Source organism: Streptomyces sp. CNX435 (genome assembly GCF_059570575.1).
Genome location: NZ_JCANTA010000018.1, coordinates 79,259 through 101,636, shown reverse-complemented (window position 1 = coordinate 101,636; position 22,378 = coordinate 79,259). Strand labels below are relative to the sequence as shown.

19 protein-coding genes are annotated in these 22,378 nt (G+C 74.0%); 11 read left to right on the top strand and 8 right to left on the bottom strand.

Annotated features, from left to right (window positions below):
- Positions 1-202 precede the first annotated feature (202 nt).
- The 4 genes from T328_RS25940 to T328_RS25925 all read left to right on the top strand — a co-directional run bounded on the left by T328_RS25940 (position 203) and on the right by T328_RS25925 (position 5,174).
- A complete protein-coding gene (locus tag T328_RS25940; protein ID WP_496498588.1) occupies positions 203-1,759 on the top strand; it encodes a PQQ-dependent sugar dehydrogenase in 1,557 nt (518 codons plus the stop codon).
- A 262-nt stretch (positions 1,760-2,021) separates the two neighbouring features.
- A complete protein-coding gene (locus tag T328_RS25935) occupies positions 2,022-3,323 on the top strand; it encodes a sugar ABC transporter substrate-binding protein (RefSeq protein WP_496498587.1) in 1,302 nt (433 codons plus the stop codon).
- 34 nt (positions 3,324-3,357) lie between these two features.
- Positions 3,358-4,350: a carbohydrate ABC transporter permease gene (locus tag T328_RS25930; RefSeq protein ID WP_496498586.1), complete on the top strand. Its 993-nt coding sequence runs from the start codon at positions 3,358-3,360 to the stop codon at positions 4,348-4,350.
- Positions 4,347-5,174, top strand: coding sequence for a carbohydrate ABC transporter permease (locus T328_RS25925; RefSeq protein ID WP_496498585.1), 828 nt, complete (start codon positions 4,347-4,349; stop codon positions 5,172-5,174). The genes T328_RS25930 and T328_RS25925 overlap by 4 nt, the downstream gene beginning before the upstream one ends.
- Positions 5,175-5,246: 72 nt before the next feature.
- Here T328_RS25925 and T328_RS25920 read toward each other — a convergent pair whose 3' ends face one another.
- Positions 5,247-6,164, bottom strand: a complete 918-nt coding sequence (locus T328_RS25920; RefSeq protein WP_496498584.1) for a hypothetical protein — start codon at positions 6,162-6,164, stop codon at positions 5,247-5,249.
- Positions 6,165-6,243: 79 nt separating this feature from the next.
- Between T328_RS25920 and T328_RS25915 the strand changes: the two genes are divergently transcribed.
- Entirely contained in the window at positions 6,244-6,714 is a 471-nt protein-coding gene (locus tag T328_RS25915; protein ID WP_496498583.1) for a PPOX class F420-dependent oxidoreductase, read from the top strand.
- Positions 6,715-6,731: 17 nt separating this feature from the next.
- Positions 6,732-7,643, top strand: coding sequence for a helix-turn-helix domain-containing protein (locus T328_RS25910; RefSeq protein ID WP_496498582.1), 912 nt, complete (start codon positions 6,732-6,734; stop codon positions 7,641-7,643).
- A 49-nt stretch (positions 7,644-7,692) separates the two neighbouring features.
- Here T328_RS25910 and T328_RS25905 read toward each other — a convergent pair whose 3' ends face one another.
- The 5 genes from T328_RS25905 to T328_RS25885 form a co-directional block, all read right to left on the bottom strand.
- Positions 7,693-8,361, bottom strand: a complete 669-nt coding sequence (locus T328_RS25905) for a response regulator (protein ID WP_496498581.1) — start codon at positions 8,359-8,361, stop codon at positions 7,693-7,695.
- Entirely contained in the window at positions 8,358-10,169 is a 1,812-nt protein-coding gene (locus tag T328_RS25900; RefSeq protein ID WP_496498580.1) for a sensor histidine kinase, read from the bottom strand. The genes T328_RS25905 and T328_RS25900 overlap by 4 nt, the downstream gene beginning before the upstream one ends.
- 126 nt (positions 10,170-10,295) lie before the next feature.
- Entirely contained in the window at positions 10,296-11,126 is an 831-nt protein-coding gene (locus T328_RS25895; RefSeq protein ID WP_496498579.1) for an ABC transporter permease, read from the bottom strand.
- Positions 11,123-12,085: an ABC transporter ATP-binding protein gene (locus T328_RS25890; RefSeq protein ID WP_496498578.1), complete on the bottom strand. Its 963-nt coding sequence runs from the start codon at positions 12,083-12,085 to the stop codon at positions 11,123-11,125. The genes T328_RS25895 and T328_RS25890 overlap by 4 nt, the downstream gene beginning before the upstream one ends.
- 114 nt (positions 12,086-12,199) lie before the next feature.
- Positions 12,200-13,162: a DMT family transporter gene (locus T328_RS25885; protein WP_496498577.1), complete on the bottom strand. Its 963-nt coding sequence runs from the start codon at positions 13,160-13,162 to the stop codon at positions 12,200-12,202.
- A gap of 56 nt (positions 13,163-13,218) precedes the next feature.
- Between T328_RS25885 and T328_RS25880 the strand changes: the two genes are divergently transcribed.
- A complete protein-coding gene (locus T328_RS25880) occupies positions 13,219-13,581 on the top strand; it encodes a chorismate mutase (protein ID WP_496498576.1) in 363 nt (120 codons plus the stop codon).
- Positions 13,582-13,662: 81 nt separating this feature from the next.
- Here T328_RS25880 and T328_RS25875 read toward each other — a convergent pair whose 3' ends face one another.
- Complete coding sequence (locus T328_RS25875; protein ID WP_496498575.1) at positions 13,663-14,481, bottom strand: glycoside hydrolase family 16 protein; 819 nt, start codon at positions 14,479-14,481, stop codon at positions 13,663-13,665.
- Between the two features lie 175 nt (positions 14,482-14,656).
- Positions 14,657-15,580, bottom strand: coding sequence for a hypothetical protein (locus T328_RS25870; protein ID WP_496498574.1), 924 nt, complete (start codon positions 15,578-15,580; stop codon positions 14,657-14,659).
- A gap of 113 nt (positions 15,581-15,693) precedes the next feature.
- On the opposite strand from T328_RS25870, the gene pepN reads away from it, so the two are divergent.
- The 4 genes from pepN to T328_RS25850 all read left to right on the top strand — a co-directional run bounded on the left by pepN (position 15,694) and on the right by T328_RS25850 (position 22,281).
- Complete coding sequence (pepN, locus tag T328_RS25865; RefSeq protein ID WP_496498573.1) at positions 15,694-18,309, top strand: aminopeptidase N; 2,616 nt, start codon at positions 15,694-15,696, stop codon at positions 18,307-18,309.
- Between the two features lie 291 nt (positions 18,310-18,600).
- A complete protein-coding gene (locus tag T328_RS25860) occupies positions 18,601-20,151 on the top strand; it encodes a pyridoxal phosphate-dependent decarboxylase family protein (RefSeq protein WP_496498572.1) in 1,551 nt (516 codons plus the stop codon).
- Complete coding sequence (locus T328_RS25855) at positions 20,141-21,559, top strand: lysine N(6)-hydroxylase/L-ornithine N(5)-oxygenase family protein (protein ID WP_496498571.1); 1,419 nt, start codon at positions 20,141-20,143, stop codon at positions 21,557-21,559. Before T328_RS25860 ends, T328_RS25855 begins: the two co-directional genes overlap by 11 nt.
- Complete coding sequence (locus T328_RS25850) at positions 21,556-22,281, top strand: SIMPL domain-containing protein (protein ID WP_496498570.1); 726 nt, start codon at positions 21,556-21,558, stop codon at positions 22,279-22,281. Before T328_RS25855 ends, T328_RS25850 begins: the two co-directional genes overlap by 4 nt.
- Positions 22,282-22,378 lie beyond the last annotated feature (97 nt).

Genomic DNA, 22,378 nt, shown 5'->3' with positions numbered 1-22,378 from the left:
GACCGTTGAGGCGGGCGTCTCGGCGTGTCCGGTGGCTGCGGTGGGGCCGCCGGCGGGGCCGGTAGGCCCGGTAGGGCCGGTAGGGCCGGTGGGACTGGTGGGACTGGTGGGACGGATGCGGTCTGGTGCGGCGGGGGCGTAGCGGATACCTTCCGGGGAGGTGCGCGGTCATGCAACTCCCGTTCGTATCCCAGGAGCCCACATGCTCAGACGGCGCTGGACCGCACCGCTGTTCCTGATCCTGAGTCTCGCCCTGCTCGCCCCCCTGACTGCCCCTTTGACGGCAGCCGCCACCGAACCGACCGTCACCGGTTCGGGTCCGGCCGCCGAAGTCCCGCTGGCGGAGCTGGCGGTGACCACCACCCAGGTTGCCTCCGGGCTGCGCCGGCCCATCGACATCGCCGCGCCCGACGACGGCAGCGGCCGGCTCTTCATCGCCGAGAAGCGCGGCACCGTCCGCGCGTACCACCCCGACACCGGCCTGGCCCCGGACCCCGTCGCCGACCTCACCGACGTCGTCGACGAGTCGGGCAACGAGCGCGGGCTGCTCGCCATCCTCCCCGACCCCGCGTTCCCGGAGGTGCAGGACCTGTACGTCGTCTACAGCGCGCTGCCCGACGGCGCGATGACCCTCGCCCGCTACGGGCTCGACGACGGCGGTCTGGAGGTGCTGCTCTCCCAGGAGCACGCCGAGTACGGCAACCACAACGGCGGCGCGATCGCCTTCGGCCCCGACGGCTACATGTACTGGACGATCGGCGACGGCGGCGGCGCCGGCGACCCCTTCGACAGCGGCCAGCGCCTCGACACCCTGCTCGGCAAGCTGCTGCGCATCGACGTCAGCCGCACCTGCGGCGACCTGCCGTACTGCGTGCCCGACGACAACCCGTTCACCGGCGTCCCGGACGCCCGCCCGGAGATCTGGGCGTACGGGCTGCGCAACCCCTGGCGCTTCTCCTTCGACCCCGCGGACGGCTCGCTGTGGCTCGGCGACGTCGGCCAGGGCCGCTGGGAGGAGATCGACCACGTCACCCGGGCGGAGCAGCCCGGCGCGAACTTCGGCTGGTCCTGCCGCGAGGGCTTCCAGGTCTTCGACGAGGCCCAGTGCGCCGGCGACGCCACGTACACCGATCCGGTCTTCACCTACTCCCCGCAGACCGGCGGCTGCGCCGTCGTCGGCGGCCGGGTCTACCGCGGCGAGCAGTTCGCCGACCTGCTCGGCGGCACGTACATCGGCACCGACTACTGCTCCTCCGCCGTCTGGGCGCTGCGCGAGGACGGCGAGGGCGGCTACCGGCAGGCGGAGATCGGGCAGTTCCCCACCCAGGTCACCGACGTCGGCGAGACGGTCGACGGCGAGTTCTACGTCGTCAACGACCTGCCCGGCGGCCTGCACAAGGTCGCGTTCGAGCGGCAGCGGCCGACGTGCCGGCTCGACATCGCGTCGAGGACCTGGGGCGGCGGACTGACCGTGGACCTGACGGTCATCAACACGGGCAGCACGCCGATCGACGGCTGGACGCTGAAGTTCCCGCTCGCCATGGGGCAGACCGTGATCTCGGACTGGAACACCGACCTCTTCCAGGGCGGCGACATGGTCACGGCGGCCAACGCCCCGCACAACGCGGTGATCGCCCCGGGCGAGAGCGTCTCGTTGGGCTATCTGGCGAGCCACTCGGGTGATATTTCGCCGCCCAAGCGCGCCGTGCTCAACGGCGATGCCTGCGCCCTGAGCGTCGCCGGCACCCCGGCCGACTGACGGTTCGCAGGTAGCAGACGCTTCCACAGCCGCCCCCGGTCGTGCGCCGGGGGCGGGCGGCAGGAAAAAGGCGATGATAGTTTCGGCTGCGCAGCGCGCAACGCCAAAGGTCGGACAATTGTCGGGTGGACGCTTCGGCGACGGCCCAGACAACGGTTCGGCATCACCTCGAAGTCACCCTTGACCCTGGTTAAACCACTCCATACCGTCCTGCTGGTCTAGACAAGTTCAGGTTCGGCTCACAGGAGACCGGGAGCGGTTCATGCGGAAGTTCGTCATCGGCGCCGTGAGCGCCGCAATGGTGCTGGGGCTCGCCGCCTGTGGCAGCGACTCCGATGATGAAGACGGCGGCGGCGACGCTCTGGACGGCAAGGGCAAGACCCTCGACGTCTGGATCATGAAGGGGACCAACCCCGACGCCGAGCCGTTCTTCGACAAGCTGAACAAGGAGTTCGAGAAGAAGACCGGCGCCAAGGTCAACGTCGAGTACCAGCAGTGGGAGAGCGCCCAGCGCAAGTTCACCACCGCGATCGAGGGCGGCCCGGACCAGGTGCCGGACGTCGCCGAGGTCGGCACCACGTGGGTGCCGCAGTTCGCCGAGACCGGCGGACTGGTGGACGTCACCGACCAGGTGAAGGCGGCCGGGCTCGACCAGGACCTGGTCGAGGGACTGAAGGACGCGGGCACGCTGGAGGGTAAGCAGTACGGCATGCCCTGGTACGCCGGCGTGCGCGGCCTCGTCTACCGCAAGGACATCTTCGACAAGCACGGCCTGAAGGCGCCGACGAACTGGGAAGAGCTTCGCGACGTCGCGCTCACCCTGAAGAAGGAGGAGCCGGACATGATCTCGTTCCCCGTCGCCGGCGGGGCCGAGATGTTCGCGATGCCCTTCGTCTGGGGCGCGGGCGGCGAGCCCGCCGTGCAGGAGGGCGACACCTGGAAGTCCGCCATCAACTCGCCGGAGTCCGTCGCGGGCCTGCAGTTCTACACCGACCTGGCGACCAAGGACGGCCTCTCCCCGGCGAAGGTCACCACCTGGCGCGAGGACGAGGTGGCCCAGGAGTTCACCAAGGGGAACGTCGCCATGACGATCTCCGGCAACTGGACCCCCAAGACCTTCCTCGACGAGGCCCCCGAGCTGGAGGGCAAGCTCGCCGCCGCGCCGATCCCCGGCCAGGACGGCGGCATGAGCCCGTCGTTCCTCGGCGGCTCCTACCTGTCGACCTTCGACAGCGACAACAAGGAGCTGGCCTGGGAGTACGTCAAGATGGCCACGACGGGCAAGTACGCCGCCGAGTGGGCCAAGCAGACGAACTACTTCCCCGGCACCAACAGCGAGCTGGAGAAGATCGCCGGAGCGGGCGACCCGCTGGTCGAGCCGTTCGCCAAGCAGATGCTGGAGGCCGGCGCGACCGTCCCGAAGACCACCGCGTACGGCGAGATCCAGGCCAGCCAGGTGGTGCTGAAGCTGGTGCAGTCCGTCCTCAAGGGCGACCAGAGCGTCCAGGAGGCCGCGGACAAGGCCGCCGGCGAGATGGACGACATCTTCGCCAAGTCCGAGTAGACCCCGGCGTCGGACAAGGACACGGAAACACACCGTGAAGGAATCGCTTACCGCCGAGGCCGCGATGGTTCCCGCCAAGGAACCGTCGCGGCCCGGCCGCACCTCCGCTGACGCCGCACGCCGCCGCAAGCGGCTGGTGACGCTGACCCGGCCGTGGCTGCTGCTGGCACCCTCCCTCGTGGTGCTCGCCGGGCTGCTGCTGTGGCCGCTGATCGAGGTCGGCAAGCTGTCACTGCAGGAGTACGAGGTCAAGTTCGGCGGCGGCGTCGGCACCTGGACCGGCTTCGACAACTACGCCGACCTGCTCTCCAACGAGCTGCTGTGGCGCACGGTGCTGCCGAACACGGCGTTCTTCGCGTTCGCCTGCGTGGTCCTCACCGTGGCGTTCGGCACCCTCGTCGCCCTGCTGTTGAACCGGCTGGGCACCACGTGGCGGGTGATCTGCTCCACCGCGATCATGGCCGCGTGGGCGATGCCGGCGGTCACCGGCACGTACGTCTGGGTCTGGCTCTTCGCGCCGGAGGACGGGCTGATGAGCCGGATCGCCGGCGGGCTCGGCCTGATCGACCCGGAGACCACCAACTGGTTCACCGAGCGGCTCGGCTTCTACGCCATCGCCACCCTGAACGTCATCCACCACGGCTTCCCGTTCGTCGCCATCACGGTGCTCGCGGGCCTGATGACCGTGCCGAAGGAGCTGTACGAGGCCGGGATGATCGACGGCGCGAACGCCTGGCAGCGGTTCTGGCGCATCACCGTGCCGGCGCTGCGGCCGATCTTCCTGGTCGTGACCATCCTCTCCACCATCTGGGACTTCAAGGTCTTCACCCAGATCTTCCTGATGCCCGGCGGCAGCGGGAGCAACGAGGACGTCATGAACCTCGGCGTGTACTCGTACATCGAGGCGTTCGCCAAGAACGACTACGGGGCCGGCGCCGCCGCGGCCGTGATGCTCACGCTGCTGCTCATCGCCATCACCCTCGTCTACATCCGCACGCTCTTCCGGCAGGGGGAGGAGGACCTGTGAAGCACACCTCGATCGCCTCGCGCGTCGGCCTCCCGGCCGCCGTCGCGGGCCTGCTGATCTTCACCCTCTTCCCCGTCTACTGGATGATGAGCACCGCGCTCGACCCGCGGGCCTCCTCGCGGGGTTCGGACATCCTGCCGAGCGGCGTGTCGTTCGAGCACTTCAGCCGGGTGTGGAACGAGGGCGACTTCGACCGCTACCTGCTGAACTCGGCGATCGTCGGCCTCGGCACCATCCTGGCCGCCGCCGCCCTGTCGCTGTTCGCGGCGGTGGCCGTGGCGCGCTTCCGGTTCAGGTTCCGCACCTCCGTGCTGATCATGATCCTGATCGTGCAGATGGTGCCGCTGGAGGCGCTGGTCATCCCGCTCTTCCTGCAGATGCGCGACTACGAGATGCTCAACAGCCTGCTCGGGCTGACGATCGTCTACATCGCGCTGTCGCTGCCGTTCGCGATCTGGACGCTGCGCGGGTTCGTCGCCACGGTGCCGAAGGAGGTCGAGGAGGCGGCGTACATCGACGGCTGCAGCTGGCCGCGGATGTTCTGGTCGGTGCTGCTGCCGCTGGTGGCGCCCGGGCTGGTGGCCACCAGCGTGTTCGCGTTCATCACCGCCTGGAACGAGTTCGTCTTCGCGTACACGTTCATGAAGGACAGCGAGAAGTACACGGCGGCCGTCGGGATCTACCAGTTCTTCGGCGAGAACGACACCGCGTGGGGGCCGGTGATGGCCAGCTCCACGCTGATCACGCTGCCGGTGCTGATCTTCTTCGTGATCGTGCAGCGCCGGCTGGCGTCCGGGCTGGCGGCGGGCGCCATCAAGGGATAGGCCCCGGCTGGGCGCGGCACGTACCGCACGGCACTGCGCGGCGCGGCACGTAACCGGACTACGGGGTGCCGGTCACGTGTCGCATTCCAGCACCGTCTTGCACAGCCCGCAGCGCGCCCGTACGTGCCCCCGCACCGGCACCCGGATCCGCTGGTGGCAGACGGGGCAGGGGAACGACACCCGCAGCGGGGAGCCGTCCTCGAAGGCGTAGCCGTCGACGGGGGCGGCGGTCGTCGTGAGCCCGCCGCCGGCGGCCTGCGCGAACAGGTCCTGCGCCCGCCTGCGGTCTCTGGTGTACCGGCGCCGCCCGAACCGGCCGCTCTCCGACAGCGGCGGGCGCTGGGCGTCGCGGCGGGCCATGCGCATGCCGGCGGTGTACGCCTCGTACGCCTGCGGGCTGGTGAACCAGGTCTCGGGGTTCTCGCCGAAGGCGAGGGCGCGCTTGGCGACGACGTATCCGAACTCCTCGGGCGTGAGGTAGCCGAACCGCTGCGAGGCGCCACCGCCCTCCCGGAAGGCGTCGAGGAGCAGCCAGCCGGCGCCGAGGTAGGCGGTAGCGGTGTCGGTGAGGATCTCGTTGTCGGCGGTCCCGGGGAAGGACAGGCCGAGGCGGTCGAGGTAGACGTGCATGACCTCGTGCGCGAGCGCCCCGCCGACGTCCCGGTGGTGGTCGCGGAAGCGCGGGTTCAGCTCGACGAAGTACTCGGGTCCCGCGGCCAGCTCCACGGTCGCCGCCTCGGGCATGTCGCGGAAGCCGACGATCATGCGCGCGTCCGGCAGCTGCAGGTGCGTGACCAGGGCACGTGCCACCCGCTGGACGCCGAGGTGCAGATCCTCGCCGGCGGCCAGGGCCACGTCCGCGGCGGGCACGCTGACGGCGAAGTTGGCGTGCAGGAAGTCCGCGGTGATCCGCCGGTAGAGCGCCGTCAGGGCCGACCGCACGGTCCGCAGATGCGGAAAGCCGTGCTCGACCGCGCTCGCGCTGCCCACCGGCGACCCCCAGGGTGTCCGACTGCAGCCCACTGTACGGGCCCGCCCCCGCGGCCCCCGGGGACGTATCGTGACGTGCATGAGTCCGAACATCGCCACCAACACCCGGGTCGACCTCGCCGGGCTGCTGGATTTCGTACGGCCCAGGCACCGGGCCCTGCTGCTCACCCGGCGGGCCGACGGCGCGCCGCAGGCGTCGCCGCTGACCTGCGGGGTGGACGACGCGGGGCGGATCGTCGTGTCCACGTACCCGGAGCGGGCCAAGACGCGCAACGCGCGGCGCGACCCGCGGGTCGGGATCGTGGTGCTGTCCGAGGAGTGGAACGGGCCGTGGGTGCAGGTCGACGGCGCGGCGGAGGTGATCGACGCGACGGAGGACGTGGAGCCGTTCGTGGAGTACTTCCGCAACATCTCGGGGGAGCACCCGGACTGGGACGAGTACCGGGAGGCCATGGTGCGGCAGGGGAAGTCGCTGATCCGGATCACGCCGGAGCGGTGGGGTCCGGTGGCCACCGGGGGCTTCCCGGCGCGGCTGTCGGAGGGGTCGTAGGCGCCGGTCCGGCAACGATGAGCCACCACACCTGGATGCGCTACTTCACTCCCGGCCCGGTGCACCGCAAGCTCGGCCTGGTCTGCCTCGGCGTCGGCCTGCAGTACGGCGACCTGCCGGTCGTCGGGCCGCGCACGCTGGACCACCACGTCGCCGTCGTCATCAGCAGCGGGCGCGGCTGGTTCCGGGGCGGCGACGGGCCGGTGCTGGACGTCGTGGCGCCCGCGTTGCTGTGGCTCGTCCCCGGCGCCGTACACCACTACGGGCCCGACCCGGAGACCGGCTGGGACGAGGCTTTCGTCGACTTCACCGGCTCCGCCGTGGCCGCGTACACCGAGCTGGGCTACGTCCAGCCGGAGCGGCCCGTGGTGCCGCTCGGCGACGCCACCGGGCCGCGTACGGTCGTCACCCGCATCGCCCGCGCCGCCCGCCGCGGCAACCCGATGCTGGAGGTCGAGACGTCCGCCGCCGTGCACGACCTGCTCGTCGCGCTGCGCCGGTCGCGCGCGGACATGGCCCCGGACGGCGACCCGGTGCTGCCGGCGCTGGCCCGCGACGCCTTCCTGCCGCTGTCCGTCGCCGAGCACGCCGCGCGGCACGGGATGACGACCGCGGAGCTGCGCTCCGCTGTGCGGCGGGCGGCGGGGTGCAGCCCGAAGGACTACCTGCTGGGAATACGGCTTGGGCGGGCGAAGGAGCTGCTGGCCGCAACGGAGCTGCCGATCGCGGCGGTCGCCCGGCGGGTGGGGTACGACGACCCGGCGTACTTCTCGCGGCTGTTCACGCGCCGGGTGGGGGTGGCGCCGGTGCGCTTCCGCGACCAGCAGGGACGTACGGCGCCGGGCGGCTGGAGCGACCGGATCCCGGAGCCGGGGGAGCCGCCGGTGGCGGAGGGCGCACCGGGAGGGCCGGGCGGGGGACCGGCGTAGGGGGACGTGTCGCGGGGCCGGCGTGGGCGGCACGCGCCGCCGGGGCCGGTCAGCCGGGGCGTACCAGGCGGGTGTCGTACGCGAAGATCACCGCCTGTACGCGGTCGCGGGCGCCGGTCTTGCCGAGGATCCGGCCGACGTGCGTCTTGACCGTCGACTCGGCGAGGTGCATCCGCTCGGCGATCTCGCCGTTCGTCCAGCCCAGCGCGACGGCTTGCAGCACCTCGCGCTCCCGCTCGGTGAGCACGGCCAGCCGCGGGTCCGGGCCCGCGGGTGCGGGCTCGCCGTCGGCGGGGAGCAGGTGCGCGTAGCGCTCGATGAGCCGACGGGTCAGCGCCGGGGCGACGACCGCCTCGCCGGAGGACACCGCCCGGATCCCGGCCAGCAGTTCGTCCGGCATCGCGTCCTTGACGAGGAACCCGCTGGCGCCGGCGCGCAGCCCGGCGAAGGCGTACTCGTCGAGGTCGAACGTCGTCAGGATCAGCACCCGGGTACGGCCGCCGGAGGCGGCGATGCGGCGGGTGGCCTCGATGCCGTCGAGGCCGGGCATGCGGACGTCCATGAGCACGACATCCGGCCGCAACTCGGCGGTCAGCCGCACCGCTTCGGCTCCGCCGCCGGCCTCGCCGGCGACGGCCATGTCGTCCTGGCTTTCGAGCAGCATCCGGAACCCGAGCCGCTGGAGGGCGTGATCGTCGGCGATCAGCACGCTGGTCACGGGGGCGTCTCCGACGGGGAACCGGGCACGGAGGGCCGGCCGGCGGGGGAGTCCCGCGGGGGGCCGGGGTGGGGGCGCGCGTCCGCGGGGGGCGGTTCCGCCGCCGGCACGGGCGGCAGCACGCCGTACACACGCCAGCCGCCGCCGGGGGCGGGGCCCGCGTCGAGGGTGCCGCCGTAGACCGCGGCGCGCTCGCGCATGCCCGCGATGCCCCGGCCGCCCGCGGCGTCACCGCCGTACGGGGACGCAAACGCGCCCGTGGGCCCGCCGTCGCTCGGAGAGATGCCTCCGCCGCCGCCACCCGCTCCGGCCCGCGGCCGGCGCCCGCTCGGCGCGTGGCCGCTCCGGCCGCCGCCCAGGGCCGGGTCCGCGGCGCCCCGGCCGGCGCGACCGTCCGTCGATTCGGCGCCGTACGGGGACGTCTCCCAGCCCGCGGATCCGCCGCCAACGGTCATGGCCTCGGGCTCCCGCCCGCTCCCGGGTCGCGCTTCCCGCCGGACGCGTCCGCCCCCGTGCCTGCCCTGGTCTCCGCCGCCCCGCCCGGAGGGCGGCCCCGTGTCCGTCACCTCGATCTCCACCCCGCCCGCCGCGCAGTCGAGCCGCACCGCCGCCGTCGTGCCCTCGCCCCCGTGCTTCAGCGTGTTCGTCAGCGCCTCCTGCACGATCCGGTAGACCGTCAACTGCCGCCCCTCCGACAGCGTTCCCGAGTCCCCGCGCACCGTACAGCGCACCGGCAGCCCCGCCTCCCGCACGCGCTGCAGCAGCGGCTCCAGCTCGGCCAGCCCCGGCTGCGGCGCGAGGTGCGCGGGTCCGGGGCCCTGCTCGTGCAGGACGCCCAGCAGCCGGCGCAGCTCGCCCAGGGCCTCCCGGCCGGTGGCGGAGATCGCGTCCAGCGCCTGTGCGGGGCGCTCCGCGGACGGGTCGGCGGGCCGGAGGGCGGAACCGTCCGCGGCGCCGGGCGAGGGCCGGCCGCCGCTGCGGGCCGCGTACGCGCCGCCGTCCGCGAGGCCGACGATCACCGAGAGGTTGTGCGCCACGATGTCGTGCATCTCGCGCGCGATCCGCGCGCGTTCGGCCGCGGCGGCGAGCCGCGCCCGCTGGTCGCGCTCGACCTCCAGCCGGTCGGCCCGGTCCAGCAGGGAGGCGACGTACTCGCGTCTGGTACGTGCGGTGATGCCGCCCATCACGATCGTCGCGGCGATGGCGACCACTGGCACGTACGCGCGGGCGAGGTTCTCCGGCGGGTCGCGCAGCACCTCCGCGCCTATCTCCACCGTGATGATCGCGGCGACCCACAGCAGTCGCGACAGCGGCAGCCGCAGCGCCACGTTGTACAGGGCCACGCCCATGACCATGACGGACGCGAGCGCCAGGTGGTACGCGTCGTGGACGAAGGTCAGTGCCGCGACGCCGCAGAACATCGAGAACGGGTACCGCCGGCGCCACGGCAACGCCAGCACCATGCCGGCCTGGAGGAGCCACGGCACCGCCACCGGTACCGACGCCAGCTCGGCGGGGTCCGCGCCGGGCTGGTCCCGGGAGTCCTCGCGCCAGTCGCCGGCGGTGAGCTGCACGAGGCCGGGGAGCGCGACGAGGACGGCCAGCCCCGCGTCCCACACGGCCGGGTGGCGGGTGTCGAAGGCCCGTACGCGCTGCGCGGCGGCGTGGATGCGGTGCGTGGGCGGCGGCACCGGCACCGTCCCCGCGCCGCCGCCCGAGTCCCCGCCCGCGGCCGTCTTCTCCGCCGTCCGCGCCCTCGCCGCCCGCGCTGTTCCCGCCGTCTCCGCCGTCACCGCCGCCCCCACCATCCGTACCGCCTCTCATTCCGGACCGCGCCGTCGCCCGCCCGGCGCCTGCCGAACCCCCAGCCGAACCCCCCAGCCGGGGCCGCGCGCCTCCGCGCGTCCCCCGGCCCATGGTTGCCCGGCGGGCTCTCAGACGTCACTACGCAGGAGCCGCAGCGCCGCGGCGACCAGCCCGGCCGCCGCCCAGACGACCATGCTGACGAGCGCCGTGCCGACCGTCGGCAGGTCCGGGTCCGGGTGGGCGGCCGCCAGCGGCTCCATGGCGGCCAGCGGCGTGTACGCCACGGCGTCCTCGACCCACCCGTACGGCAGCAGCGGCGCCACGTTCGGCACCACCATCAGCACCGCCACGAAGGCCCCGATCGACGCCGGGATGCTGCGCAGCAGCGCCCCGACCGCCACCCCGAGCACGGCGATGAGCGCCGCCCCCGCGGCCGTGGTGAGCAGCGCCCGCGCCACCCCGGGGTCGCCGAGGCCGGCGGCGACGGGGGTGCCGGCGAGGAACGCCTGCGCCGCCGGGAACGTCACCAGCGCCGTCGCCAGCGTCAGGACGAAGCTCACCGCGCCGAAGACGGCCGCCTTGGCCCACAGCACGGGCAGCCGACGCGGCACGGCCGCCATCGTGGCCCGCACCATGCCCGTCGACCACTCGCCGGCGGTGGTGAGGATGCCCAGCACGGGCAGGATCAGCAGGCCGAAGTTCAGGCCCAGCAGGGTGGCCTCGACGGCGTCCCCCGGGCCGTCGTCGCCGCCGTCGGTGTACGTGGCGCCGACGGCGAGCCCGATGCCGAGGGTCAGCACGACGACGGCGGCCAGTGCGTACCAGGTCGAGCGCAGCGACCACAGCTTCGACCACTCCGAGCGCAGCACGCGCGGGTACGTCACGCGGTAGCCCGCGCCGCCGCGGGCCCCGGCGCCCGCGCCGCCGGGGCCGGGCGCGATCAGGGACGGGGTGCTCATGCGGCGACTCCTTCTTTCCGTTCCCCACGTCCCGGCCGTTCCTTCCGCCCCGCGACGTGGCCGTGGTACTCGACGGCGTCCCGGGTCAGCTCCATGAACGCTTCTTCCAGCGACACCCGGTGCGGTGTCAGCTCGAACAGCGGCACGCCGTGCGCGGCGGCCGTCAGCCCGATGTCCTCCGCGCCGACCCCGCTGACCCGCAGCTCGCCCGGCGCGTCCGAGGCGACCTCGACGCCGGGGCCGGCCAGCAGCTCCCGCAGCCGGCCCGCCTGCGGCGACTTCAGCGACACCTCGTCGCGCCCGGCGGACCGTACGAACTCCGCCACCGTCGTGTCCGCGAGCAGCCGCCCGCGGCCGACGATGACCAGGTGCTCGGCGGTCAGCGCCATCTCGCTCATCAGGTGCGACGAGACGAACACCGTGCGGCCCTGCGCCGCCAGCTCCTTGAGCATGGTGCGGATCCACAGCACGCCCTCGGGGTCGAGGCCGTTGACCGGCTCGTCGAGCACGACGGTCGCCGGGTCGGCGAGCAGCGCGGCGGCGATGCCGAGCCGCTGCCCCATGCCCAGCGAGAACCCGCCGGCGCGCTTGCGCGCCGCGCCGGCCAGCCCCACCGCCTCGATCACCTCCTCCACCCGGGCGCGCGGGATGCCGTGGGTCAGGGCGAGCGCGAGCAGGTGCTTGTACGCGCTGCGCCCGGTGTGCACGGACCGCGCCTCCAGCAGCGCCCCGATCTCGGCGAGGGGCGCCGGATGCGTCGCGTAGCGGCGTCCGTTCACGGTGGCGGAGCCGCGGGTCGGCGCGTCCAGGCCCACGATGAGGCGCATCGTGGTGGACTTGCCGGCGCCGTTGGGCCCGAGGAAGCCGGTCACGGTTCCCGGGCGCACGGTGAAGGTCAGGTCGTCGACGGCGGTCTTCTCGCCGTACCTCTTGGTGAGCCCGCGTACTTCGATCGTCATACCGGCGACGCTAGGCCGCGCGACCACGCCGATCGTCCGACCACGGCCCGCATCTGCGCGCGGTCGTAGTACCACGGGAGGATCCGCGCTACGTCCCGGGCACACCCCGGCCACTCAGCAGGGCTCCTCCTCCCGCGCCGGCTCGCCGGGCTCCCGCACCGCACCGCCCGCGGCGACGACACCCCGGCCGCGACCTGCGCCCCGCCGCCGCGAAACAGCCACCCCCGCCAGGCACAGCACACCGCCCACCAGCGTCAGCGCCTCCGGCACCTCGCCCAGCGCCGCCCAGGACATCAGCACCACCAGCGCCGGCACCGCATACGTCGTGGCGCCCATCTTCCCCGCCGTGGTCCGCGCCAGCGCGTACGCCCACGTCGTGAACGCCAGCGCCGTCGGGAAGACGCCGAGATACAGCACGTTGGCCGTCGCCGACAGCGGCGCGTCGCCCACCTGCCCCGCCAGCTGCCCCGCGAACGGCAGGCACAGCACCGCGCCCGTCATGCAACCGTAGGCCGTGGCCTGCAGCGGCGAGGCGTGCGCGAGGGCCGGCTTCTGGCTGACGACACCGCTCGCGTACGTGGCCGCCGCGAGCAGGCACAGCAGCACTCCGCCCAGCGAGGATGTGCCGCCGTCGGACATGGATATCCCGACCACCACGGCGCCCGCGAAAGCCACGGCCAGGCCCGCCAGCAGCATCGGCGGAAAGCCCTCCTTGAGCAGCCAGCCGCCGAGCAGCGCTATGAGCATCGGCCCGACGTTCACGACCATGGCGGCCGTGCCCGCGTCGACCAGCTGCTCGCCCCAGTTGAGCGCCACCATGTAGACCCCGAACCAGAGCGTGCCCGAGACGGCGATGCCCGGCCACGCCGCCCGCGGCGGCAACCCCTCGCGGCGCACGACGAGGATCAGCGCCAGCGCGGCCGAGCCCGCCAGCAGCCGCCCGAGCGCCAGCGCGCCGGGGCTGAAGTGCTCCCCCGCGTCCCGGATCGAGACGAACGCCGACGCCCACAGCACCACCGTCACCGCCGCCGCGGCCACCGCCCGCCGGTCCGCCCCCGCCTGCACGTTTCCCTCCATGGCAGGAACGTAACAGCCGGCACTGACAACGTCCCCGCCCCTGTTACGGTGGCGGGATGACCGACCACTCCACGTCCCCGTCGGCCATGGACGGCCTCTCCGACTCCGCCGTACGAGCCGAGCTCGACCGGCTCCGCGACAGCATCGACAACATCGACGCGGCCGTCGTGCACATGCTCGCCGAACGCTTCAAATGCACCCAGCAGGTCGGCCGCCTCAAGGCCACCCACCACCTGCCCCCCGCCGACCCCGCCCGCGAGGCCCGCCAGATCACCCGCCTGCGCGAGCTGGCGGAGAGCGCCAAGCTCGATCCCGCCTTCGCGGAGAAGCTGCTGAACTTCATCATCGCCGAGGTCATCCGCCACCACGAGACGATCGCCAACTCCTCCGCCCCGGAGCCGTCGTCGTCGACGGACTGACCGTTCGCGATCGTTCGTAGCCGTTCGCGACCGTTCGCGACCGTTCGTGGCTGTTCGTGGCTGTTCGTGGGAGAGGCGGCGTCAACCGTTGTTGGAGCGTCCCACGTAGATGTTGCGGGCGCGGTAGTACGTGTCCCCGGACGGCCCCGACGACCCGGACGACCCTTCCATCTGCAGGTTGAGGATGAGGTGCATCGGGGCCCCGACGAAGTTCGAGCCGCGGTGCTGCCCGACCCACTGGTCGTCGAGGTAGTAGTGGATGTCGACGTCGGTCGCGTTCACCTTGGCGATCCAGGCGCGGTAGCCGTGCCAGGAACCGGGGTTGGAGACCGGGACGATGGTGTTCTCCCAGCCGCCGTCGTAGGTGTTGAACCAGTTGCGGGCGTCGCCCTTGTACTCCAGGATGTCGCTCTCCGGCGGCCAGCTGTTGGCGCCGGTCAGCCAGAACGCGGGCCAGGTGCCGCGCGCGGACGGCGCCTGGAACTCGCCCTTGACCTCCCACTCCGGGTACTGGTCGGTCACCGTCAGCCGCATCTTGGAGTGGATCGTGCCGGAGTGGTAGTGGATCGGCAGGTAGGGGTCCTTGCTGCTGTTGCCCTCGTCCCAGTTGATGCGTGACGCCTTCAGTACGAGGACGCCGGACTCCAGGTAGACGTGGTTGTGGTCGGTGGCGCTGGCGTACATCCGAGCGGTGCCGTTGTGGTCGGAGCCCCACGGATAGAGGTAGTTCCAGGTGGACTCCAGCGCCCCGTAGTCGGCGAAGGTGCCGGTGCCGATCACGGTCTCCCACGCGAGCGGGGCGGCGGGCCGCGCCACGGCGGGGCCGGCGGCGGCGAGCCCGGCACCGCCGGCGAGGGCGGCGCCGGAGGAGAGCAGGAACGTGCGGCGGTCGAGCGGCATGGGGGTACCTCTCATCGCTCTTCGGGTTGCGGACACGTGCGCGGTGCGACGGTGCGGTGAGTGCGAGACGCCGGTCCCGGTACCGGTATGTTTACGTAAACGGCACCGAGTGTGCTCGCTGGTCGCGTACGCGTCAAGGTCTCCGCGGGCGAGGCCCGCACCGGACGCCCCCGTACTACGTCTGGCCCCTCGTCGCGTACGCCGCGAAGGCCGGCTCCGGCAGCAGCCAGCCCTCCTCGCGGAAGATCCGCGTCCCCGCCTTCCGCGCCGCCGCGTCGGCCGCCGCGCGGGCGACCCAGTGGCGGGGTGTCGGGCCGAGGAGGTCGTGCAGGCGGGGGGAGGCGGCGAGGAGGCGGGTCAGCAGGGCGGGTTGGTCCGGGATGTGGGGGAGCGGGCGGTGGTCGGGGCCGGAGAGGATGCCGCGGGCGTTGAAGTAGACGTACGTGCCCGGCAGTTGCTCGCCGGTGGGCAGCCGCGCCGGGAACTCCGCGGCCGGCAGCAGCGCGCGGCCGTAGTTCGGCATCTCCGTGCCGTCCACGGCGCGCAGTGCCTGCTCGTCCAGCCATGTGACCCACAGCCCCGACTCGGCCGCCTCGTCGGCGTACGGGGCCGCCGCGACGTACCCCGGGCGGCTGATGTGCCCCGAGACGCCCACGCCGAGGCCGCGGACGGCGGCCGGCGTGACCGGCACGACCGCGGGCAGGCCGAGGCGCGTCAGCTTGTGGCGCAGCTGCCCCGGGGCCGCGTTCGACCCCAGCGCCAGCACCGGGAACCGCTCCGCGGCAGGCGCCTGCCCCAGCGACGCCAGCACGTCGTCCAGCGCCTCGTCCAGCACGTCGTCCAGCGCCTCGTACGGCCCCGGGCCCTGCGCCCTGTCCAGCCCTGTGTCGAGCCCCGCGTCCAGCCCGGTGTGCGGCCCCCCGCCCGTACGGTCCCCGGCCACCCGCCACCGCCCCACCCCGCCCGGCGCGGGCCGCAGCGGCAGCAGCCGGTCGCCGGCGAGCAGCGAGGGACCGGGCACCGGCGGCCCCGGATACGTCAGCGGCTCCAGCAGCGGCACGGTCGCGAGGCCCAGCGCCTCCAGGGTTCTGCCCGGCATGTGCAGCAGCGTAGCCGCGCAGGCCCGGGGCGGCCGGTGCCCCGGACGCGGGTTCGAGGCTCTACGCCCCCGGGGTGTCGTCGTAGCCGCAGGTGGTGAGGCAGCATTGCCCCATGCCCGCACTCACCCGCGCCGAGGCGCAGCTCCGCGCCGACCTCCTCGACGTCCGCCACTATGCCGTCGACCTCGACCTGACGCGCGGTGCGGAGGTCTTCGGCAGCAGCACCGCCGTCACCTTCGCCGCTCGCGCGGCGGGAGAGACGTTCGTCGAGGTCAAGCCCGCCGAGCTGGTACGGGTCACGCTCGACGGCCGGGACCTGGACACCGGCGCGCTCGCGGACAACCGCATCCCGCTGCAACTCGACGAGGGCGAGCACGAACTGCGCGTCGAGGCCGTCATGCGCTACTCCCGCACCGGTGAGGGCATGCACCGCTTCACGGACCCCGCCGACGGCGAGACGTACGTCTACACCCAGCTCTTCCTGGACGACGTGCAGCGCGTCTTCGCCGCGTTCGACCAGCCCGACCTCAAGGCCGTCTTCGACGTCTCCGTCACCGCGCCCGCCGGTTGGACCGTCCTCGGCAACGGCATCGCCCGGACGGCGCCGGTGGGGGCGGAGAGGGCCGACAAGGACTCCGGCCCGGGCTCCGGCCCGGAGGCCGGCCCCGAGCCCGAGCCCGGTCCCGGCGCCGGCGTCCGCTGGCGGCTGACCACCACCCCGCCCATCGCCACCTACCTCGTCGCCGTAGCCGCCGGCCCCTGGCACTCCGTCCGTACCGACCACGCCGGGCTGCCCTTCGGCCTGCACTGCCGCCGCTCGCTCGCCGCCCATCTCGACGCCGACGCCGACGAGCTGTTCGACGTCACCCGCCGCTGCTTCGACCGCTACCACGAGCGGTTCGCCGAGCCGTACCCCTTCGACTCGTACGACCAGGCGTTCGTCCCGGAGTTCAACGCCAACGCGATGGAGAACCCGGGGCTGATCACCTTCCGCGACGAGTTCGTCTACCGCTCCGCCGTCACCGACACCGAGCGCCAGACCCGCGCCATGGTGATCGCGCACGAGATGGCGCACATGTGGTTCGGCGACCTGGTCACCCTGCGCTGGTGGGACGACATCTGGCTGAACGAGTCCTTCGCCGAGTACATGGGCTGCCAGATCCTCTCCGAGGCCACCCGCTTCACCGGCATCTGGACCGAGTTCGCCGTCGCCCGCAAGAGCTGGGGCTACGACGCCGACCAGCGGCCCTCCACCCACCCCGTCGCCCCGCCGCGCGTCGCGGACAGCGCCTCCGCGCTGCAGAACTTCGACGGCATCTCGTACGCCAAGGGTGCCAGCGCGCTCCGCCAACTCGTCGCCTGGATGGGCGAGAAGGACTTCTTCGCCGGGCTCGACGACTACTTCGCCCGGCACCGCTTCGGCAACACCACCCTCGCCGACTTCATCGAGTCCATGGCCCGCGCCTCCGGCCGCGACGTGCCCGAGTGGGCCGACGACTGGCTGCGTACCACCGGCGTCGACACCTTCCGGCCGGAGACCCGGGAGGGCGACGGCGACGTGTGGGTGCTGGAGGTCGAGCACGCCGGGCGCCGCCCGCACCGGCTGGACGTCGGCCTCTACGACGAGGTCCCCGACGAGCCCGGCCGCATGGTGCTGCGCGCGAGGCTGCCGCACGACTTCACCGCGGACCTCGGGCTGAAGTCCGTTTCCGCGGAGGGCCGGACGCCCGACCTCGTCCTCCTCAACGACGGCGATCTCACGTATGCCAAGATCCGTCTGGACGACCGGTCCTGGGAGACCGCCCTGCGCTGCCTGTCCGGCATCCCCGACCCGCTCAGCCGCGCCGTCCTCTGGAACGCCGCCCGCGACATGGTCCGCGACGCCGAACTCCCGCCCGCCGACTACCTCCGGGCCGCCGCCGCGCACCTGCCGGCCGAGGCCGACCTCGCCGTCGTCCAGGCCGTGCTGGCCTTCGCCCGCGGCCCGCTCGCCGACGCCTACGCACCCGGCCCCGACCGGCCCGCGGCCCGCGCGACCGTCGCCGCGATCTGCCGCGAACTGCTGCGCCGCACCGACAACAACGCCGACCCGGGGCTCCGGCTGGCGGCGCTCCGCGCCCTCATCGACTGCGCCGACGAGCCCGACGAGGTACGCGACTGGCTCGCCGCCGGCACCGTCCCCGGCGGCCCGGCCCTCGACCCCGACCTGCGCTGGCGCTGCCTCACCCGGCTCGCCGTCCTCGGCGCCGCCGGGCCGGACCGGATCGAGGCGGAGGTCGCCCGCGACCCCGGCGCCTCGGCCCAGGAGGGGGCGGCGCGGTGCCTGGCGGCGCTGCCGGACGCCGGGGCGAAGGCGGCGGCCTGGGCGGCGATGTACGGGGACGGCGGCGCGGCCGGCACCGGGGGAGAGCCCTCCAACTACCTGTTCACCGCCACCGCCCTGGGCTTCTGGCAGCCGGAGCACCGCGAGGTGCTGGCGCCGTACGTGCCGCGCTGGTTCGCCGAGACGCCGGCGCTCGCCGCGCGCCGCGGCCCGGCCATCGCCGTGGCGGCGGGGCGTGCGGGGTTCCCGCGGGGGTTCGTGGACGCGGAGACGCTGCGGCTCGGCAAGGAGTGCCTGGAGCGGGGCGAGCCGGTGCCGGCGCTGCGGCGGCGGCTGGCCGACCAGCTCGACGACCTCGGCCGGGCGCTGCGCGTACGGGAGGCGGCGGGAGCCCGGGTTCCGTAGCGGAGAGGCGAGCGGCGGGCGGCGACGGGCGCCCTGCGACCCGCGCCCTGTGACCCGCACCCCGCGACCCGCGAGCGGAGACCGGGGATCGGCCGGGCGCGGGCCGCCCCGACGGGCGGCGTGCCCGGCCGTAGCAGATCGGGCGACGCTTCCCCCCGCCTCTCCGCGTGTTCCCACGTACGGGCGAACTGCCGGGCAGAACGGCACGTTTCGGGGAAAAGCCGGAAGTAGGTTAGGCCCGCCTCACCTCACCACACCGGTTCTCCGAGACCGGCGCCCCCAGGAGCCAGCATGCCCGCTGCCGCCGAAGCCGCCCTCGCGGGCGGCCCCGCCGGCCCCCGCGCCCTCCGCCCGTACCTCGACACCGTCCTCGCCGCCCTCGCCGACGGCGCCGCCCGCCGCGGCGGCCCGCTGCCCGCCGGCGGCCCCGCGGCCGTCGCCGGACGGGTACGCGAGGCCGCCCGCCCCGTGCTGCCCGACACCGGCGTCGGGGCGGAGGCGGCGCTCGCCGGCCTCGTACGCCTTCTTGCGGAGGCCGCCGCCGACCCGGCCGACCCGCACTGTGCCGCCCACCTGCACGCCCCGCCGCTCGCCCTCGCCGCCGCCGCGGACCTCGCGGCCGGCGCGCTCAACCAGTCGCTGGACTCCTGGGACCAGGCCCCGGCCGCCGCCGAGCTGGAGGCCGAGGTGGCCGCCGCGGTCGCCGCCGAGGTGCACCCCGGCGCCGCCCGCCCCGACGCGCTGGTCACCACCGGCGGCACCGAGGCGAACCAGCTCGCGCTGCTGCTCGCCCGCGAACTCCTCGGTCCCGGCGTGCAGGTCGTCGCCGGCGCCAACGCCCACCACAGCGTCCACCGCGCAGCGTGGCTGCTCGGCATGCGCGCCCCGCACGTCGTCCCCACGCCGCGCGGCGTCCTCGGCCCCGCCGCCGTACGCGACGCCCTCGGCCTGCTCCGCGGCCGCGGCCCCGGCGGCGGGCCGGGGCCGGCGCTGGTCGTCGCCACCGCCGGCACCACCGACGCCGGCGCCGTCGACCCGCTGCCCGCACTCGCCGACGCCGCCGCGGCGCACGGCGCCCGGCTGCACGTGGACGCCGCGTACGGCGGGCTGCTCCTGCTCGCCCCGAGCCGCGCGCACCTCGTCGCCGGGCTCGACCGGGCCCACACCGTCGCGCTCGACCTGCACAAGCTGGGCTGGCAGCCGATCGCCGCCGGCTTCCTGGCCGTACGGGACGACGCCGACCTGGCGCCGCTCGCGTACAGCGCCGACTACCTCAGCGCCGCCGACGACACCGACGCCGGCCTGCCCGCCCTGCTGCACCGCTCGCTGCGCACCACGCGCCGCGCCGACGTGCTCAAGGTAGCCGTCACGCTGCGCGCGCTCGGGCGCGCCGGGGTCGCGGAGCTGGTGGAGGGGACGTTCGCCGCGGCGGCGCGGCTCGCGGAGTTCGTCGAGGAGGACCCGGAGCTGGAGCTGTACGCGCCGCCGCCGCTGACCACGGTCCTCTTCCGGCCCACCGGAGCCGACGACGCCGCGGTCGCGGCGCTGCGGCGGCGGCTGCTCGCCGACGGGCACGCGGTGCTCGGCCGCGCGGAGGCGGGCGGGCGGCGCTGGCTGAAGGCGACCCTGCTCAACCCGCACGTCCAGCCCGGCGACCTGCGCAGCCTGCTGAAGCTCGTCACCGAGGCCCACCGGACGGCACCGAAGGCACCGAAGCCACCGACGGCGGCGGCAGCAGCAGCGGCCGGAGACAGCGCCCGGGACCGCCCGGCCCGCCCAGCCTGCCATGACCTCCCGGCCCGTCCCGCCCGCGAGAACGGAACCGCCCCCGATGCCCGCTGAGCACGCCGGCCCCGGTCGCCCCCTCGACCTCGCCGGGATCGGCATCGGCCCGTTCAACCTCTCCCTCGCCGCCCTCGCCGCCCGCGTCCACGGCATCTCCACCGCCTTCTACGAGCGCCGCCCCGAGTTCCGCTGGCACCCCGGACTCCTCATCGAGGGCACCACCCTCCAAGTACCCTTCCTCGCCGACCTCGTCACGCTCGCCGACCCCACCAGCCCCTTCAGCTTCCTCAACTACCTACGCGTCCGCCAGCGGCTCTACCCCTTCTACTTCGCCGAGCGCTTCCACGCCCACCGCGCCGAGTACGACGCGTACTGCCGCTGGGTCAGCGGTCAGCTCCCCGGCCTGTACTTCCGCCACCAGGTCGAGAGCGTCCGCTGGAACGCCGAACGCGGCCTCTTCGAGGCCGACTTCACCCAGCTCGACGGCTCCGGCGAGGCCGCGGCGCTGGGCCGCGCCCACGCCCGCCACCTCGTCGTCGGCGTCGGCACCGAGCCGTACGTGCCGGAGGCGCTGCGTCCGCTCGCCGAGTCGCCCACCGCCGACGTCGTGCACGCCGCCGACTACCTCGTCCACCGGGCACGCCTCGCCGCCGCCGGGCACGTCACCGTCGTCGGCGCCGGGCAGTCCGGCGCGGAGGTCTTCCTCGACCTGCTGCGGGCCCGGCCGGCGGGCGCGGAGGGGCTGCACTGGCTGGCCCGTACCCCCGCGTTCGCGCCGATGGAGTACAGCAAGCTGGGCCTGGAGCAGTTCACGCCCGACTACGCGCGCTACTTCCACGGGCTGTCCGAGGAGGTGCGCGACGAACTGCTGCCCCGGCAGTGGCAGTTGTACAAGGGCATCGACGCCGAGACCATCGCAGCCGTCCACGAGGAGCTGTACCGCCGCACCCTCGGCGGCGGCTGGCCCGACGCCGTCCTCACTCCCGGCGTCACCGTGCGCACCGCCGGCCGCCTCGGCCCGCACCGCATCGAACTGCACCTGGAGCACGCCGCGCAGGGCGCCCGCGAGACCCTCCGTACGGACGCCGTCGTGCTCGCCACCGGCTACCGGGAACGCCCGCTCGACGGCCTCCTCGCCCCGCTGGAGCCGCTGCTGCGCCGCGACGCCGCGGGCCGCCCGGAGATCGACGAGGGCCACCGCCTCGTGCTCGACCCGGCCGTCACGGGCCGGATCTACGTCCAGAACGCCGAGCGCCACACGCACGGGGTCGGCGCCCCCGACCTGGGCCTCGCCGCCCACCGCAGCGCGGTCATCCTCAACGACGTCACCGGCACCGAGCCGTACCCGCTGCCGCACCGCACCGCCTTCACCACCTTCGGACTCCGGCGGTCCCGGCGCGAACGGCCCGACGAGCCGGCGCACGGGATCCCGCGCGCGCCGGACCCTGGCACAGTGAAGGCATGACGAACCCGCCCTCCGCGCCCTCGCCTGCCCCGTCCCCCTCCGGTCCCACTCCCTACGGCACCCCCGACGAGCCGCGCCTCGCCGTCCGCGGCGAAGCGCGCCTCGAAGTCGACCCGGAGATCGCCCGGATCGCCGTCACGGTCGCCGTCCGCGGCACCGACCGACGCGGCGCGCTGGCGGATCTGACCCGCCGCAACGCCGAGGCCCGGGAGCTGATCAGGTCCTACGGCGACGCGGTCGAGAAGCTGGAGACCGGGGCGCTGCTGGTGACGCCCGAACTGGGCCGGCACAGCCGCGGCGAACGGGTGCGGCGCTACCACGGCCGGGTCCGGCTGACCGCGACGTTCGGCGACTTCACCGCGCTCGGCGAGCTGACCACCCGGGCCGCCGACCTCGACCTGGCCACCGTCGAGGGCCCGTGGTGGGGGCTGCGCCCGGACTCGCCGGTGCACCGCGAGGCCCGGCAGCAGGCGGTACGGGAGGCGGTGACGCGTGCCCGCGAGTACGCGGCGGCGCTGGGCGCGGACCTGACGGCGGTCGTGGAGGTCGCCGACGAGGGCGCGGAGCACGCGGAGAGGTGGATGGCGCGGGAGGCGACCCGCGGCTTCGGCGGTGCCCCCTCGGGGGCCGAACCGGCGCCCGCGCTCGACCTCGAACCCCAGCGACAGACGGTTTACGCCCGGGTGAACGCAAGGTTCGTCATGACCCGTCCGCAACTGTGATTGCGCTCATAAGAGCAGAGGCGCGCACGTTTTATTAGTTGTCAGCTCGCTCTCAATAGACGTTCAATCAAATGTCGTTGGAGAGTGGCCAATACCC

Excerpts from the sequence above, each read along its gene's own strand:
- T328_RS25860 (WP_496498572.1), top strand. The coding sequence starts at position 18,601 with ATGCCCGCTGCCGCCGAAGCCGCCCTCGCGGGCGGCCCCGCCGGCCCC.
- T328_RS25855 (WP_496498571.1), top strand. The coding sequence starts at position 20,141 with ATGCCCGCTGAGCACGCCGGCCCCGGTCGCCCCCTCGACCTCGCCGGG.
- T328_RS25870 (WP_496498574.1), bottom strand. The coding sequence starts at position 15,580 with ATGCCGGGCAGAACCCTGGAGGCGCTGGGCCTCGCGACCGTGCCGCTG.
- T328_RS25885 (WP_496498577.1), bottom strand. The coding sequence starts at position 13,162 with ATGGAGGGAAACGTGCAGGCGGGGGCGGACCGGCGGGCGGTGGCCGCG.
- T328_RS25935 (WP_496498587.1), top strand. The coding sequence starts at position 2,022 with ATGCGGAAGTTCGTCATCGGCGCCGTGAGCGCCGCAATGGTGCTGGGG.
- T328_RS25880 (WP_496498576.1), top strand. The coding sequence starts at position 13,219 with ATGACCGACCACTCCACGTCCCCGTCGGCCATGGACGGCCTCTCCGAC.
- T328_RS25910 (WP_496498582.1), top strand. The coding sequence starts at position 6,732 with ATGAGCCACCACACCTGGATGCGCTACTTCACTCCCGGCCCGGTGCAC.
- T328_RS25940 (WP_496498588.1), top strand. The coding sequence starts at position 203 with ATGCTCAGACGGCGCTGGACCGCACCGCTGTTCCTGATCCTGAGTCTC.
- T328_RS25890 (WP_496498578.1), bottom strand. The coding sequence starts at position 12,085 with ATGACGATCGAAGTACGCGGGCTCACCAAGAGGTACGGCGAGAAGACC.
- pepN (WP_496498573.1), top strand. The coding sequence starts at position 15,694 with ATGCCCGCACTCACCCGCGCCGAGGCGCAGCTCCGCGCCGACCTCCTC.
- T328_RS25900 (WP_496498580.1), bottom strand. The coding sequence starts at position 10,169 with ATGGTGGGGGCGGCGGTGACGGCGGAGACGGCGGGAACAGCGCGGGCG.
- T328_RS25875 (WP_496498575.1), bottom strand. The coding sequence starts at position 14,481 with ATGCCGCTCGACCGCCGCACGTTCCTGCTCTCCTCCGGCGCCGCCCTC.
- T328_RS25915 (WP_496498583.1), top strand. The coding sequence starts at position 6,244 with ATGAGTCCGAACATCGCCACCAACACCCGGGTCGACCTCGCCGGGCTG.
- T328_RS25850 (WP_496498570.1), top strand. The coding sequence starts at position 21,556 with ATGACGAACCCGCCCTCCGCGCCCTCGCCTGCCCCGTCCCCCTCCGGT.
- T328_RS25895 (WP_496498579.1), bottom strand. The coding sequence starts at position 11,126 with ATGAGCACCCCGTCCCTGATCGCGCCCGGCCCCGGCGGCGCGGGCGCC.